Here is a 16,898-nt window from a genome sequence, read left to right as displayed (position 1 = left end):
AATGGCCTTCGTCGATAAACTCGCTCTTCTCCTGCACGGCCACAGCCACGAGGCGCTGGAGTCGCCCGGCGACTTTGCGGCCCGCGAAACGCGCCGGCTGCCACCCTACCGCAATTTTCGCAAGCGGGCGTTTACAGTGGGCATCGGTGGGCCGGTGGGCACCGGCAAAACGGCGCTGCTCAAGGCGCTGTGCGAAAACCTGCGCACGGATTACCGCCTAGGGGTCGTGACCAACGATATTTTCACCCGCGAGGATGCCGAGTTTCTCATCCGCGAAAGCGCCCTGACGGCCGACCGCATCGTGGGCGTCGAAACGGGCGGCTGCCCGCACGCGGCCATCCGGGAGGATATTTCGCTAAATATGGATGCGCTCGAAGGCCTGATGCAGCGCTTTGACAATCAGATTGATTACCTGTTTGTGGAAAGCGGCGGCGACAACCTGGCCGCTCACTTCAGCCGCGAGCTGGTCGATTACTCGATTTACGTCATCGACGTGTCGGGCGGCGACAAGATTCCGCGCAAGGGCGGGCCGGGCATTACGCAGGCCGATTTATTGGTCATTAACAAGATTGATTTGGCCCCAATGGTGAAGGCCGACCTAGGCGTAATGGAGCGCGATTCAAAAAAAATGCGCGGCGATGGGCCATTTGTATTTGCCCGTGCCACAGATGGCTTTAACTTAGACGCCATTATCGACCATCTGCACACAGCTAAGGCCCAAGCTTACGCTGCTGTACGTGAAGACCGACGATAACCGCGACAATGCCGTTTGATTTTCAGCGGCGTATCTTACTTCTGCGGTTCGCGCACCCACTGCGCAAGCCGCTCCGGCAACGGCTGACTCTGTTAGCTTGCGCCTCACTCCTGCCCTTCTCTCCCCTCCCCCGCCCATCACGGATGCCGATTTTCGGCACTAGCCTCGCTGTTTTTTGAAAACAGCTTGGGGCCAGCGCCGCGAAGCTGTGCCCAGCTGTATGTACCGTGGACCCTACGGGTCCGCGCGTGGCTAGCAGCCGGGCGATAAAACGCGCGGACCCGCAGGGTCCACGGTACATCTGCTCGAATCGCTAACTATCTCATTTCTACATAAAATGACCACGCCCACCCTTTACCGGCCCGAGTTTGAGCACGATGCGTGCGGCACGGGCTTCATCACGTACATCGACGGGCGCAAGAGCCACCAGATTGTGGCTGATGCCCTGACGATGCTCGCCAATATGGAGCACCGCGGGGCCTGCGGCTGCGATTCCGACTCGGGTGACGGCGCGGGCGTGCTTATCCAACTGCCGCACTGGTTTTTGCTGGAGGAAGGCGTGAAGCACGGCATCCGGCTGCCTGAGCCAGGCCAGTACGGCGTGGGCATGGTATTCTTCCCGAAGAAGGAAAAGCTGCGCGAAGGTACCCGCGCCATTATTGCGGCGGCGGCGCAGCAACTGGGCATTCCAGTATTGGGCTACCGGCCGGTGCCGGTGCGCACCGAGGGCATCGGCGTGACCGCGCTATCGGCCGAGCCGGCCATCGAACAGCTGTTTTTGGGCCGGCCCGCCGGGGCAGTCACCGAAGCTGATTTTGACCGCAAGCTCTACGTGCTGCGCCGGTTGATTATCAAAAATTTGAAGGAGCAGCTACCGGCCGCGATGGAGGCGTTTTATTTCGCTTCGCTCTCGTGCCGTACCATTGTCTATAAAGGGCAGCTAACTACGTACCAAGTCGGTATGTACTACCCCGACCTGAGCGACGAGCGCGTGACCTCGGCTTTTGGGCTCGTGCATTCGCGCTTCTCGACCAATACCATGCCCTCGTGGCGGCTGGCCCAGCCCTTCCGCTACCTGGCTCATAATGGAGAGATTAACACCCTGCGCGGCAACCTGAACTGGTTTTACGCCGGCCTGCCCACCTATACCTCGCCCTATTTTTCGGCCGAGGAAATGGAGATTCTGCTGCCCGTGATTGACGCGGGCCAGTCGGACTCGGCCTGCTTGGATAACATCGTGGAGCTACTCACGCACTGCGGCCGCTCGCTACCCCACGTGCTAATGATGCTGGTGCCCGAAGCCTGGGACGGCAATGAGCAAATGGACCCGCTCAAAAAGGCGTTCTACGAGTTCCACGCCACCTTTATGGCCCCCTGGGACGGCCCGGCTGCCCTCAATTTCACCGATGGCAACCTCGTGGGCGCTATGCTTGACCGTAACGGCCTGCGCCCGCTGCGCTACGCCATCACCAATGATGGGCGCGTGCTGGTAGCCTCCGAAGCGGGCACCCTACCCCTCGCCCCGGAGACAATTATCAAGAAAGGCCGCTTGCAGCCGGGCAAGATGTTCGTGGTGGACATGGCCGCTGGCCGCATCCTCACCGACCGCGAGATTAAGGCCGAAGCCGCTGGCAAACAGCCCTATGGCACCTGGCTGGAGAACTACCAGATTCAGATGGCCGACCTGCCCGAGCCGCGCCTTGCGTTCACCGACCTCGGCGCCGAGGCCGTAATGAAGTACCAGCAGACCTTCGGCTACACCCGCGAGGACCTCGAAACCATCATCGCCCCGATGGCGCTGGAGGCCAAGGAGCCCATCGGCTCGATGGGCGTGGATGTGCCGCTGGCCGTGCTATCCGACCAGCCGCAGCACCTGAGCAGCTACTTCAAGCAGTTTTTTGCGCAGGTCACCAACCCGCCCATCGACCCCATCCGCGAGCGGCTGGTGATGAGCCTGGCCACTTTCATCGGCAACAACGGCAACATCCTCGATGAGGACCCCCGCCACTGCCACTGCGTGGCCGCCAAGCAGCCCATCCTCAGCAACCGCGAGCTCGAAAAGCTGCGCAGCATTGACACTGGCTCGTTTCAGGCCAAGACCCTGCAAACCTATTTCAAGGCCGACGGTAAGCCGGGCGCCTTGCAGCGCGGCGTGGAGCGCCTGTGCCGTTACGCCCAAGATGCAGTGGATGACGGCTTTGAAGTGCTCATTCTCTCCGACCGGGCCATGGACTCGGAGCACGCGCCCATCCCGTCGCTGCTAGCGGTATCGGCGGTGCATCACCACCTGATTAAAAAGGGGATGCGCGGCTCGGTGGGCCTCGTGGTGGAGGCCGGCGACGTGTGGGAAGTGCACCATTTTGCCTGCTTGCTGTCGTTCGGGGCCACAGCCATCAACCCGTATTTGGCCTTGGCTACCATCCAAACGCGCCACGCGGCTGGGCTGCTGGGGGCGGAGTTACCCGCCGAAAAGCTGGCTTACAACTACATCAAGGCGGTGTGCGACGGCTTGCTGAAGATTTTCTCGAAGATGGGAATCTCGACCTTGCAGAGCTACCACGGCGCGCAGGTATTTGAGATTCTGGGCCTTAACCAAAGCGTAGTAGACCAGTATTTCAACGGCGCCGTGACCCGGATTCAGGGCCTGGGACTGGATGAGATTGCCCGGGAAACGCTTTATAAGCACTCGCACGGCTACAAGCAGGAAACGACCGTCGGCCCCGAGCTGCTCGACGCGGGCGGCGTGTACCAATGGCGGCGCAAGGGCGAGGCGCACATGTTTGACCCTGAGTCGGTTCACCTGCTACAACACGCCACGCGCACCGGCAACTACGACACGTATAAGAAGTACGCCAAGCTGCTCAACGAGCACCCGAACCAGCTCTTTACCATCCGCGGCTTGCTCGGCTTTGCCAAGCACCGGCCCAGCATCGCGCTCGAAGAAGTGGAGCCGGCCGAGGCGCTGATGAAGCGGTTTGCGACGGGTGCCATGTCGTTTGGCTCGATTTCGCACGAGGCGCACAGCACGCTGGCCATCGCCATGAACCGCATCGGCGGCAAGAGCAACACCGGCGAGGGCGGCGAGGACCCGCTGCGCTACGAGCACATGGCCAACGGCGACTCGATGCGCTCGGCCATTAAGCAGATTGCCTCGGCCCGCTTCGGCGTCACGGCGCACTACCTGACCAATGCCGACGAGCTACAAATCAAGATGGCCCAGGGCGCCAAGCCCGGCGAAGGCGGCCAACTACCTGGCCACAAAGTAGATGAGTGGATTGCCAAGGTACGCCACGCCACGCCGGGCGTGGGCCTGATTTCGCCGCCGCCGCACCACGACATCTACTCCATCGAGGACCTAGCGCAGCTGATTTTCGACCTCAAAAACGCCAACCGCGCCGCCCGTATTAACGTGAAATTGGTGAGCAAAGCGGGGGTAGGGACCATCGCGGCCGGCGTGGCCAAAGCGCACGCCGACGTGATTCTCATCTCGGGCTACGACGGTGGCACGGGCGCCTCGCCGCTCAGCAGCATCCGCCACGCCGGCCTGCCCTGGGAGCTGGGCCTCGCCGAAGCGCACCAGACGCTGCTGCGTAACCAACTTCGCAGCCGCGTGGTGCTGCAAGCCGACGGCCAGCTCAAAACCGGCCGCGACCTCGCCGTGGCCGCCCTCCTAGGTGCCGAAGAATTTGGCGTGGCCACGGCCGCCCTCATTGCGGGTGGCTGCATCATGATGCGCAAGTGCCACCTCAACACCTGCCCGGTGGGCGTAGCTACCCAAGACCCTGAGCTGCGTAAGTTGTTCAGCGGCAAGCCCGAGCACATTGTCAACCTCTTCCGCTTTCTGGCCGAAGAGCTGCGCGAAATCATGGCCGAGCTGGGCTTCCGCACCCTCAACGAGATGGTGGGCCGCAGCGAATTCCTGAAAGTGAACCCCGACGCCGGCCACTGGAAAGCCAAGCTCATCGACCTCGAGGCGGTGCTGCACCCGGCCCCCAATATCTCGGGCGGCACGCTTTACAACAGCGAAAGCCAGGACCACGGCATCGCCGACGTGCTTGACTGGAAACTGCTGGAGCACGCCCAGCCCGCGCTGGAGCGCCAAGAGGCCGTAACGGCCGAATTCGACGTGAAGAACACCGACCGCACCATCGGCACGCTGCTCTCCAACGAGATTGCCAAGCGCTACCAAGCCGCCGGCCTGCCCGACGATACCATCCGCTATAAGTTCACCGGTTCAGCCGGACAAAGCTTCGGCGCGTTCTCTTCTAAAGGCCTGACCTTTAAGCTAGAGGGCGAAGCCAACGACTACGTAGGCAAGGGCCTGAGCGGGGCGCGGCTCGCCATTTTCCCGCCCGCCGCCAGCACGTTTATTCCCGAGAATAACATCCTCATTGGCAACGTGGCGCTCTACGGCGCGACTTCAGGCGAGCTCTACGTGCGCGGCAAGGCGGGCGAGCGCTTCGCAGTCCGCAACTCGGGCGCAACGGCGGTAGTCGAGGGTGTGGGCGACCACGGCTGCGAGTACATGACCGGCGGCCGGGTGCTAGTCCTAGGTCGCACGGGTCGCAATTTCGCGGCCGGCATGAGCGGCGGCCTGGCCTGGGTCTACGACCCTGAAGGCCAGTTTCCCGTGAACTGCAACCCCGACATGGTGTCCCTCGAAGGCCTCACCGAAACCGACGAAGCCGAGATTCAAAAGCTCCTCCAGCAACACCACGAGCTGACGGGCAGCCACTTGGCTAACTTCCTGCTGGGCAACTGGGAGGAGGAAGCCGGGCGCTTCGTGAAAGTGTTCCCACTGGAGTATAAGCGGGTGCTGGAGAAGGCGATGAAGGTGGGGTAACCCTAGGTACATTAGGCAAGCAAAAAACAACTATACCTATCATGGGCAACATCACCGGCTTCAAAGAATACCCGCGCACCGCGCCGCCTAAAGCGGCCCCGACCGAGCGCGTTTCCCACTACCAGGAATTCATCGGCCTTTACCCCGAAAAGGAGCTGCACAACCAGGCCGCTCGCTGTATGAACTGCGGGGTGCCCTTCTGTCACTCGGGCTGCCCGCTGGGCAACATCATCCCCGAGTTCAACGAGGCGGTGTACCGGCAAGACTGGCGCGAGGCCTACGACATCCTCTCAGCCACCAACAATTTCCCCGAGTTTACGGGCCGCATCTGCCCCGCGCCGTGCGAGTCGGCCTGCGTGCTGAGCATCCACAGCGCGCCGGTGGCCATTGAGGAAATCGAGAAGCACATCATCGAAATTGCCTTCGAGAAAGGCTACGTGCAGCCCACCGCGCCGGTGCTCAAAACCGGCAAAACGGTGGCCGTAGTGGGCTCTGGCCCGGCGGGTATGGCCGTGGCGGCGCAGCTCGCCGAGGCCGGCCACACCGTCACAGTGTTTGAGCGCGACCCGCACGCTGGGGGCCTCATGCGCTACGGCGTACCCGATTTCAAGCTGGAAAAATGGGTGATTGAGCGCCGCATCAAGCTGCTCGAAGACGCCGGCGTGACGTTCCGCTACAACGTGGAAATCGGCCGCGATATCTCGGCCGACGAGCTGCGCCGCACCTTCGACGCGGTGGTGCTGGCAGGCGGCGCCTCGGCCCCGCGCGAGTTGCCCCTGCCCGGCCGCGACCTCAAGGGCATCCACTACGCTATGGAGTACCTCACGCAGCAAAACCGCCGCGTGAGCGACACGCCCGTGGACACTGAGCACATTCTGGCCGATGGCCTCGACGTGGTAGTTATCGGTAGCGGCGACACGGGCTCCGACTGCGTGGGCACGGCCAACCGCCAGCAAGCCAAGTCGGTAGCACAGTTTGCCATGATGCACCAGCCTGGCGAGGAGCGCCCGGCGCACACGCCCTGGCCGCTCTACCCTACCGTGTTTCGCACCAGCAGCTCGCATGAAGAGGGCTGCCAGCGCTACTGGGGTGTGAACACCAAAGCCTACCTAGGCGACGAAAACGGCGATGTACGCGCCCTGCTCGTGAGCGACGTAACCTGGGAAACCGACGACATGGGCCGCCGCATCCGCTTCGAGGAAGTGCCCGGCTCCGACCGCGAAATCCCGTGCCAGCTGGTGCTGCTGGCCCTGGGCTTCACCGGCCCGGCCAATGCTAGCCTGCTCGGCCAGTTCGGAGTAAGCCTCGACCCGCGCGGCAACGTGCACGCCCCCGAAACCACCTACCACACCAGCGTGCCCGGCGTGTTCGCGGCCGGCGACATGCGCCGCGGCCAGTCGCTCATCGTCTGGGCCATCTCGGAAGGCCGCGAAGCGGCGCGGCAGATTGATATGTTTTTGATGGGCAAGACGAACCTGCCGAGCAAGAACGCGGTGGGGATGTTTGGGTGAAAGTATTGGGATTGATGTAAAAAAGAAGCCCCGAAAGCTATTGCTTTCGGGGCTTCTTTTACGGCAAACTAAATTTAAGTTCGCTACTCACGAGTCGAAACGGAGTGTCATTGCACCATTTAAACCCGCTATCGGAAAACAATAGCCAAGAACTCACAAAGGCAATTAGCCCTATTAATGAACTTACGAAATATAAAATCTTGCGGGGTTTGGTTTTAAACCCTAAACGCTCTAAACCCTTAAAAAGAATATAAGCCAGTGCTAAGTCTATCGTCAAATTTAGCGCTAATATGCTCGTATATACTTCATAACAAAAAGAACACGCAAAGGCATTTGACCTGAATGCAAAAGGGAATCCATACAATCTATCATAGCCACCATCTTCCGTCACCACAATACGCTCAATAGTGACCGACAAAAAAAGGAGCAGCGCGGCTGGCACATAGTATTGTATCCATCTTTTAAGTACTAACGTTACCGTTCGCATAAGCGGCAGCTACAGCTGCTTGCTCAGCAGCATACCGCTGTACGCATACCCGTTCACGTTCACGCCTTGCAGCGGCGATAGGGAGATGCCCCGGCGGCCGGCCATCTTGTGCAGCTGTGGCACCACCACGCCCATCGTAGCGCCCACGGCATAGCCCACGATATTGTCGGAGAGGAAGTGCTTGCCGGCTCGGATGCGGCAATACGCCACGGCGGCCGGCACGGCGGCCGCCGCGCCCCACACGTAGGGCTGGGCCGGCGAGTCGGGGTTGAAATCGTGGAAGACTTTGGCCGCGAAGAAGGTAGCCGCCGCCGTGTGCGCCGTGTGGCCCGCGAAAAACGAATTGGTTTCGATGCGGCTGGTGCGCTGGTCGCCGCCCTCGGTGCCGTAGAGGAAGGGCCGGTAACGCGGCAAATTGCCGATGGAGGTAGTGAAGAGCGCATCGGCGGCCAGCACCGTTTGCACGTACAGCACCGCCACCTGCCCGTAGTGGCTGCGGATGGCCGGGCTCAGGGCCAGCAGGCCGGGGGCGATGGCCAAGGCGGGATAGCAAAGCAAGTCGCTGGCCGTTTGAGCACTTTCGCTGAAGTAGCCGGCCGAAAAGCGGTCGAAGCGGGGCACGTCTTCCTTGCGCAGCGCGGCCAGCTCGGTAGCATTTAGGCCGCTGCGCTGCATAGAGCGGTAGAGGCCGAAGCCGCTCACGGCCAGCTCGCCGGCAATGATGGGCGCATCAATTGCAAAGCGTGTGTGGTAGGGCGACGGAGCCTTTTGGGCGGTGGCGGGGAGGCTCGCCAGCCCTAGGGTGCCGGCGAGTAACAAGGCGGAAAGGTGCTTCATGAAATTAAAAATGAGGGTAAAACGCAGGGCACACGGTTAGGGTTATCGCCAAATCACAGCTGTTTTAAGAAGAACTGCATCGGTAGCTTAAAACATGGGGCTCGCGCGGTCCTTGGGTTACTGTAGCGTAATGCGGCTTTTCAATGAGCTCGTGAGTTGAAAGTCTGCGCTACACGGCAATGGCTCAAAAATCGCGCTAATATTTGCGCCGCAACGCGTCAAATCCCAATAACTCCTCCCCCGCCAGTGCCGCCGCCACGGCCCGATACACCGGTTCCAAGTCGAGGCGAGACATACCTAGGGCGCGCACGAGCAGCACGTTTTCCCGCGCCTGGGTCACGGCCACTACGTAGGGCCGGCCAGCTAGGCTGGCGTGCAACTCCGTCTGGCCAGGCGGCGGCAGTTGGCGCAGCGCGGCGGCTACTACTTTAAACTGCGCGCCCGCGGGCGGCCCAACGAGGTAGAGTGACAGCGCTGATTGATACGGCCCGAACGTGGCCTGCGACGTGCCCAGGTGCTCCTCGGGCCGCAGGGCAAAGCGGTCGAGCAGCGTGAGGCGGCCCGCCACGCTCACGCGCAGCTCGGTGCTGAAGCTAGTGAAGGCAAATTTTTCGCCTAGGTCGGTGCGGCCGGCGTGGTACCAGTCGGCCAGCAGCAGCGTGGCCGACTCGGCCAGGTGCCAGTGCTGCACTTGGCGGTAGCGGCTATCGGCCTGGGGCACCAGCGGGTCGGGCAGCACCACGGCCAGGGCGTGCTCGGCCACGTGGCCGTCGGTGAGCTGCGCGGCCTGCTGGCCATCTATTGACTTAAAGATGCGGGTATTGGCCTGGGTGCTGAGCAGCAGGCGGCTACCCGCCTCGCAGCGCACGCGCAGCCGGATGCTGTCGCCGGCCACCAGCCCGCCGCCGTAGCTGGCCAGCACGGCGTGGCAGGCGGGGCCGGCCGGGGCGGCGGGGTTGATTATTTTGAGGGGCTGCACGCTGCGGCTGGCCACTAAGCGCGACTGCTGCCGCACCTGCGCCACCGTGAGCGCGCTCCACAAGTGGGCGTCGTCGTCGGGCATTGAGCGGCAAGTTAGAACGGTGTAGCTTGGACTTTGTAGTCCGAGCGCGAGCGCAGCTCGCATCTACCCTAGGAAACGTTTGCTTACGCGGGATGCGAGCTGCGCTCGCGCTCGGACTACAAAGTCCAAGCTACACCCGCCAACCTCGCAGCCCGATTACCAGTTATACGGCCACCTATTCTTTAATTTCAAATGGAAAACCTAACCGGAAAAATTGCCCTCGTAACGGGCGCGGGCAAAGGCATCGGCAAAGCCGTAGCCGTAGCTTTGGCCAAAGAAGGCGTGCACGTAGGCCTGCTAGCTCGCTCTACCAATCAGCTCGAAGCAGTGGCCGCCGAGCTGCGCGCCCTGGGCGTGAAAACCGCCGTGGCCTCGGCCGACGTGGCCGACGAAGCGGCCGTAACCGCTGCCGTAGCGCAGCTCAAAGCCGACCTAGGGCCGGTTGATATCCTCATCAACAACGCGGGCATCGGCACATTTGCCAAGTTTTTGGAGATGCCCGCGGCTGAGTGGGAGCACATTATCCGCGTGAATCTGTTTGGCGTGTACTACGTGACGCGCGCCGTGCTGCCCGACATGCTGGACAAGCAGAGCGGCGACATTATCAACATCGCCTCCACGTCGGGGCAGCGCGCCTCGGCGGGCAGCAGCGCCTACAGCGCGTCCAAATTTGCCCTCATGGGCCTCACCGAGGCCCTGATGCAGGAGGTGCGCAAAAGCAATATCCGGGTCTCGGCCCTCACGCCGAGCACGGTGGCTACCGAGCTGGCCATCAGCAATAACCTCACCGACGGCAACCCCGATAAGGTGATGCAGCCCGAGGATTTGGCCGAGTTTATGATTGCGCAGCTCAAGCTGAACCGCCGCATCTTCATCAAGGAAGCGGGCATGTGGTCGACTAACCCGTAATGCCCATCCGTCATGCTCATCTGGCGTCCGCGCAGCGCAGCAGAGTCGAAGCATCTCTACCGCTTCGTTGCTAACGCCAGGAGTTAGTTCACCAGCCAAGATGCTTTGACTCCGCTGCGCGGACGCCAGATGAGCATGACGAAAAACGGCTTTCCGTGCTACATATTAGCCGGAAAGCCGTTTTTTTGTGTGCAATCTGCCCTAGGCCGGCATCGGAAGGGTATTCCCCTTCCCGCCACTTATGCCGCGACTGCTACTCCTCCTGATTTTCTGCGGATTCATTACCACCACCCAGGCGCAGCAGCGGCTGGCGGCGGCCCGGCAGCGAAGCTACCTTACCAAGGTTTTCCGCCTCACCGAGGCGCAAACCAAGCTACTTTACGAGCGCGGCCTAGGGGCCGCCCGGCCCGATTTTTTCGCGGTGCCCGTCGATTCATTTCCCACCGACAGCCTGCGGCTTCGGCCACTACCGCCGGGCTATTACCTGGTGGCCCACACCGAGGCCGCGCAGCTGGTGTACTGGCTGCGCACCGAAACCAATCGCACCATCGAAGTGCTCGACAACCAGGTAGACCTGGCCCTGGTGGTGCGCGACTCGCTGGGCCGCCTGCTGCCCGAGGCACGGGTGCAACTGCGCCGCCGCCCCGTGCCCTACGATGCCGCCACCCGCACCTACCGCCGCGCCGGGCGCGGGCGGGCGGGCCTAGTGGCCGTGACCTACGGCGGGCGCACCACGTTTCACGCGCTGGAGCAGCCCCGGCAGGAGCTGCGCTCGGCGGGCGGCCGGGTGTGGCGGCGAGTGGTGCTTGGCTGGCCGCTGGGCTACGCTACGGGGCCGGTGCGCCAGCTGGCGCGCGACCTGCGCCACGCCGCCAACACCACTACCGGGCTGGTGGGGATGCTGCGCGCACCTTTCGAGGAGGACGTGCGCGCGCAGCGCCGGCGCGCCCGCCGCACCCACCCCCAGCGGCGCTGGGGCAGCTACGTGGTACTGAGCCAGCCGCGCTACCGACCCACCGCCGACACCCTGCGCCTAAAGGCGCGGGTGCTGCACCGCCGCACCGGCCGCCCCTACCGCCGGCCCCTCACGCTGTGGCTGTCGCCTGATGAGTATGAGCCTGACGAGCCCGGCAAACGCCTGGCCGAGCTGCGCCCGGTGCGCCCCGGCACTTTCGAGTACGTGCTGCCGCTGACCGACACGCTGGGCTTGCGCGCCGACGATGAGGCGTATCTCTACTTCAAAAACAAGCGTGGACGCTTGGTGGCCAGCCGGAGCTTTCGGGTAGAAGACTACGAGCTCGACAATGCCCACTACGCCCTGCGGGTAGCCGAAAAAGACCAGCGCCACGGCCAGCCGCAGGCCGTGTACCTGCGCGGCACCGATGCCAACGAGCTGCCCCTACTCGATGCGCGGGTGCGCCTGGTGGTGATGCCGCAGCGCGAACCAGGCCCGCTACCTAGGCGGCAGGTATTCATGCCCGACACGCTCTGGACGCACACGCAGGCCCTGGACCCGGTGGGCGAAACCCGCGTGAACCTGCCGCCCGGCCTGTTCCCCGACGTGGATTTTGACTATCAGGTACGGGCCATTTTCCTTACCGCCGATAACGAGCGGCACGTCGAAACCGCCCGCGTAGCGTACCAGCGCGACGCCGGCCGGCTGCGCCTCACCCTCAGCCGCGACTCGGTGCGCCTCAGCTACGACTCGCTGGGCCGGGCCCGCCCGCACCGCGCTACGCTCGAAATTGCCGACCGCGCCGAGCCCGGCCGCGCCGCCGCGCCGCCCGTGGCGGTGCAGCTGCCGCTGAGCGTGCCGCTCGATTTCCTGGCCGACTACTACCGCCTCACCGATGCCGCCGGCCGCGCGGCCACCCTGCACCTCGACGCCGATAATGCCGACCTAGGACTAAGCTCTGACCGCAGCGCTGACTCGGTGGTGCTGGCCGTGCGCAACCCGCACCGGGTACCATTCTGGTACTTCGTGTACCGGGGCAATGCGCTGCGCTACCGCGGCTACGGCCCCGATTATCAGTTGCGTGTTAAGGATAAAAGCCCGGCGGCCTGGCACGTATCGTTGCACTACCGCTGGGGCGATGCCGTGCGCGTGGCCGAATACACGGTGGGCGCACCAGCGCGCCAGCTGCTGGTAGCCACCGACCAGCCCGCCGTAGCCTACCCCGGCCAAAAAATCCGGCTCGGCTTCACCGTCACCGACGAGCGGGGGCGGCCCGTGCCCGATGCCGACCTCACGGCCTACGCCTACACCCACAAATTTGAGCAGCCGTATTTGCCGGAAACACCCAATTTTCAGCGGGTGGTAGCGGGGCGGCAGGCGCGGCGGCGCTTCCGGCTGGGCGCGCAGTTTGATGCCCAAGCGGCCGCCCGCCAGCCGCTGCCCTGGGCGCGGTGGCGCACGCGGCTGGGGCTCGATTCGCTGCGTTTTTACCAGTTTCTGTATCCCGAAACGGGCCTTTTTGCGGAGTACCAGCCCGCGCCGGGCGGGCTCACGCAGGTGGCGCCGTTCGTGGTTGATTCGGGGCGGGTGCAGGCGCCCATCGCGGTGTATGTCGATGGCCAGCCGGTTTATATCCACGCCGTGAACGAGTACGACCCTTACCCGATGGTAGCCGACAGTGGCCGCCACACCCTGAGTTTGCGTCTGCCCGACCGCCTCCTTACCCTGCGCAACGTGTACCTGCGCCCCCGCCACAAGCTCACCCTCAGCATCGACCTCAACCACCCGCGCCCCGACCTCACGGTAGAGAAGCGCCCCCGCGTGCTCACGCCCGCCGAGCAGCTGGCGCTGGGCCGCAGCATCGTGCTAGTTGATTCGCCCCGCGACCCGGCCTTTACCACCCTGCGCCAGGGGCAGCGCCTGCGCGTGCTGCGCGGCGATGGCTACGGCCTAGGGCGCCGCCGGACCGGCCCCTTCCGGCCCGATTCGGTGCTACTGCGGCGCGCTGATGGCCTGCGGCTCAAGTTTTTGTTTGAGCCGCTGTACGCTTACACGCCGCGCCCGCAGCTGCTTAAGATGGTGAGCGTGGAGCCGGGCCGCCTGGGCTACCTAGGCAGCACGGGCCTGCGTAATCCACTGCCTTTGGCCGACTTTGCCCTCACCGAGGCCGAGGTACGGCCCAGCCTCTACCCCGCCCCTTTCGAGCCCGAAGCGGTGCTCGACGAGCCCACCCAAACGCCGCCCGGCCAGGGCCGCCTGGCCCTGCGCTTGCCCCCGCGCCCCGATACCGCTCGTGCCAAATACCCGCTGCCCCAGCTGCGCTACGTGCTGCTCACGCGGCCCGACCAGCCCAAGTACCGGCGCCTGAGCCGGCGGCTATGGCTAGCGGCCCTGGCCCCCGGCCGCTACCGGGTGGCCGCGCTGCTCAGCGACAGCACCTGCCTGGCACCCGCCGAGCTGGCCGTGGTGCGCCCCGGCGGCCAAACCTATCTGCAACTACGCTGGGCCGACCGGCAACCGGCCGGCGCGCTCAGCCGTCGCATCGGCCGGCTGGTACGGGCGCGCTACGTGCCCCTGACACAGGAGCCAGCGGCCCCCAGCGCCCAGCCAGAAACCCCGTCAAAACTCCGCCACCTAGGGCCCGCGCAGCCCGACTGGCGCACGCTGCGCGGGCAGGTACTGGACTATAAATCGGAAGCCGGCTTGCCGGGGGTAACTGTACTGGTGAAGGGTACCGACGTAGGTACCGCTACCGATGTAGACGGTAGCTTTACGCTGCAAGTGCCGCCCGGTAGCACGACGCTACTGGCGTCCTTTGTTGGCTATGCCACCGAAAAACAGAACATTACATTCGGCAGTGAAGTAGTTTTCAAACTGCGGGAGGACACCAAATCGCTGCAAGAAGTCGTGGTAGTGGGCTACGGCAGCGTGCAGCGGCGCGACCTGACCGGAGCCGTGGCGACCGTCCAATACGGCTTGCAGGGCCGCGTTGCGGGCGTGCAAATCACCTCCGCCAGCGGCTACCTCAACGGCGGCATCGTGCTGCGCGGCAACCGCTCGGTAACGGACAGTGCACAGCCGTTGCTCGTGGTAGATGGCCGCGTGTACACGGGTAACCTAGGCGATATTTCGCCCGACAACATCGCCACCACCACGGTGCTGAAAGGCGCCGACGCCACCGCCCTTTACGGCAGCCGCGCCGCCAACGGCGTGCTCGTCATCACCACCAAAGGCAGCCCCAATCTGAGCCGACTCACACCCCTGCCAGCCCTGCCTACCCTGCCCGACGTGCCCACCGGCGACCCGCGCCTGGCGCTGCGCCGCCGCTTCCGCGACTACGCCTGGTGGCGGCCCACGCTCGTGACCGATGCCCAGGGCCGCGCCAGCACCGAGGTGGTCTTGCCCGACGACGTAACCAGCTGGGACACCTTCGTAATTGGCTCCGACCAGCGGCGGCGGCTGGGGGCAGCCACCAGGCGGCTGCGCTCGTTTAAGCCGCTGCTGGCCGAGCTGGCCGGCCCGCGCTTTCTGGTGGCCGGCGACCGGGCGCAGGTGCTGGGCAAAGTCCTGAACTACCGCCCCGACACGGCCCAAGTCACGACCACTTTCAAGGTGGGCGCGCAGGTCGTGCGGACCCAGGCGCACCGCGTCAGTAGCTCCGCGCTTGATACGCTGACGGTGGCGGCCCCCAGCGCCGGGGCCGATTCGGTGCAGGTTACTTATGGGCTGCAAGCGGCGGGCGGCTACGCCGATGGCGAGCAGCGCAGCATTATGGTGGTACCGGCCGGCACCCGCGAGCGGGTAGGTACGTTTGCGGCCGTCACGGCCGCCGACACGACCCTGACCTTGCCGCTCGACCCCAAGCTCGGCCCCGTGACGGTACACCTGGAAAGCGATGCGCTGCCCACGCTGCGCGCCGAAATCGAGCACCTGCAAGCCTACGCCTACCTCTGCAACGAGCAAATGGCCTCCAAACTACTGGCTCTGCTGCTGGAGCGCCGCATTTGCGCCGCGCAAAAAGTGGCGTTCAGGAATGACAAGGCAGTTAATTTTCTGGTGCGCAAGCTTCGGGAAAGCCAGCGCCCGGCCGAGGGCCTGTGGGGCACCTGGGCCACCACCGCGCCTAGTTACTGGGTATCGGCCCACGTGCTGGAAGCGTTGCTGGCGGCCTCGGCGGCCGGCTACCGCGCCGACCTGAACCGGCCCGCCCTGCAAGCTCACCTGCTGCGCGAGCTGGACACGCGCCTGAGCGTGCCCATCACCGCGCCCACGGCGGCCGAGCGCCGGCGCGGCCTCGTGCCCCGCCCCACGCCCGCCGAAACCGACGACCAGCTGCGCCTCCTGCGCCTGCTGCACCAGCTCGGCACCCCTACCGACTACCGCACCTACCTCGACCGCCTCAACCGCGCCCAACCCGGCCGCCGTGCCTTGGACCACTACCTGGCCAGTGTCGAATTGCGCCAACAATTGGGCCTGCCCTACCAGCTCGACAGCCTGCCGCGCTACCGCCAGCGCACCGAGCTGGGCGGCGCGTTTTACGCCGACACGGCGGGCCGCAACACCTACTACCGCTACCTGCTGCCCGACCGCGTGGCCACCACCCTGCTGGCCTACCGCGTGCTGCGCACCCAGGGCGGCCACGAGGCCGAGCTAGTGCGGATTCGCACGTTTTTGCTGGGCTTGCGGGGCGGCGGCTACTGGGGCAGCACCTACGAGGCGGCGAATATCCTGGCTACTATCGGCCCCGATTTGCTGGCGGCCGGTGGCGCCGCCGCGCCCGCCCAGGTGCAGCTGCGCGGCCCGGCGGCAGCCGAGGCGGCGGGCCGCATCAGCAAGTTTCCTTTCAGCCTGCAACTGCCCGCCGCCAGCGGCCCGCTCACGCTGCACAAAACCGGCCCGCTACCCGTGTACGCCACCGCCTACCAAACCCGCTGGAACCCCACGCCCGAACCCGCCGCCCAGCCCTTCACCGTAAGCACCACCCTAGGTGGCCAAACCGGCCGCCGCGTAAGCCTGCGCGCCGGCCAGCCCGCCGAACTGCTCGTGACCGTGGACGTGCGGGCCGAGGCGCGCTACGTATTGCTCGAAGTGCCCATTCCGGCCGGCTGCTCCTACGGCCCCGCGCCGGTGCGCAGTCCGCTCGAAGCACACCGCGAGAACCTGCGCCACCAGGTTGGTATTTTTATCGATTACCTGCCCAGCGGCCGGCATACGTTTCGGGTGGCGTTGCAGCCACGCTACCGGGGGCAGTACACCCTCAACCCCGCCCGCGCCGAGCTGGTGTACTTCCCCACCAAGTACGGGCGCGCGGGCAGCAAGCAGGTTGGCATTCAGTAATAACCAAGCTCAACGCTCCTTCCCCAAAGCTCGGCTAGTGACTAGAGTGACACCGGGGCGGGCAACAACTCGCTCACCGCCCCGGCACCAAGCACTGAGCTAAGGCGGCGGGCAGCTCAAAAACACCCGGCTAATTTTGCGCCAGGTTACGGCGTAGCCGATTATCCCCGCAAGGCTTTACGGCGCTTTTGAGTAGGTAACA

General features: G+C 64.4%; 7 protein-coding genes. 5 read left to right on the top strand and 2 right to left on the bottom strand.

From position 1 onward, the window contains the following. The first annotated feature begins 1 nt into the window (after window position 1). The 3 genes from ureG to ACFSDX_RS19270 all read left to right on the top strand — a co-directional run bounded on the left by ureG (window position 2) and on the right by ACFSDX_RS19270 (window position 7,108). Window positions 2–754, top strand: coding sequence for an urease accessory protein UreG (gene ureG / locus ACFSDX_RS19280; protein WP_382316523.1), 753 nt, complete (start codon window positions 2–4; stop codon window positions 752–754). 337 nt (window positions 755–1,091) lie between these two features. Next, window positions 1,092–5,597, top strand: a complete 4,506-nt coding sequence (gltB, locus tag ACFSDX_RS19275; protein ID WP_382316521.1) for a glutamate synthase large subunit — start codon at window positions 1,092–1,094, stop codon at window positions 5,595–5,597. Window positions 5,598–5,638: 41 nt separating this feature from the next. Beyond that, window positions 5,639–7,108, top strand: coding sequence for a glutamate synthase subunit beta (locus ACFSDX_RS19270; protein ID WP_382316520.1), 1,470 nt, complete (start codon window positions 5,639–5,641; stop codon window positions 7,106–7,108). Between the two features lie 496 nt (window positions 7,109–7,604). On the opposite strand, the gene ACFSDX_RS19265 is transcribed toward ACFSDX_RS19270, so the two are convergent. Both ACFSDX_RS19265 and ACFSDX_RS19260 read right to left on the bottom strand, forming a co-directional pair. Beyond that, complete coding sequence (locus tag ACFSDX_RS19265; protein WP_382316518.1) at window positions 7,605–8,432, bottom strand: phosphatase PAP2 family protein; 828 nt, start codon at window positions 8,430–8,432, stop codon at window positions 7,605–7,607. Between the two features lie 196 nt (window positions 8,433–8,628). After that, window positions 8,629–9,495 carry an urease accessory protein UreD gene (locus ACFSDX_RS19260; protein WP_382316516.1) on the bottom strand — a complete coding sequence of 289 codons (867 nt, stop codon included), beginning with the start codon at window positions 9,493–9,495 and terminating at the stop codon, window positions 8,629–8,631. Between the two features lie 192 nt (window positions 9,496–9,687). Between ACFSDX_RS19260 and ACFSDX_RS19255 the strand changes: the two genes are divergently transcribed. Further along, on the top strand, window positions 9,688–10,404 hold the full coding sequence (locus ACFSDX_RS19255) for a 3-ketoacyl-ACP reductase (RefSeq protein WP_382316514.1): 717 nt from the start codon (window positions 9,688–9,690) through the stop codon (window positions 10,402–10,404). Between the two features lie 241 nt (window positions 10,405–10,645). Next, window positions 10,646–16,696 (top strand): carboxypeptidase-like regulatory domain-containing protein, encoded by a 6,051-nt coding sequence (locus ACFSDX_RS19250; RefSeq protein ID WP_382316512.1) that lies wholly within the window; start codon window positions 10,646–10,648, stop codon window positions 16,694–16,696. The last annotated feature ends 202 nt before the right edge of the window (window positions 16,697–16,898 follow it).

The sequence above is a fragment of the Hymenobacter bucti genome (genome assembly GCF_042681145.1).
Taxonomy (GTDB): domain Bacteria; phylum Bacteroidota; class Bacteroidia; order Cytophagales; family Hymenobacteraceae; genus Hymenobacter; species Hymenobacter bucti.
The sequence above is the reverse complement of the archived record's forward strand: the minus strand, read 5'-3'. Positions and strand labels throughout refer to the sequence as shown.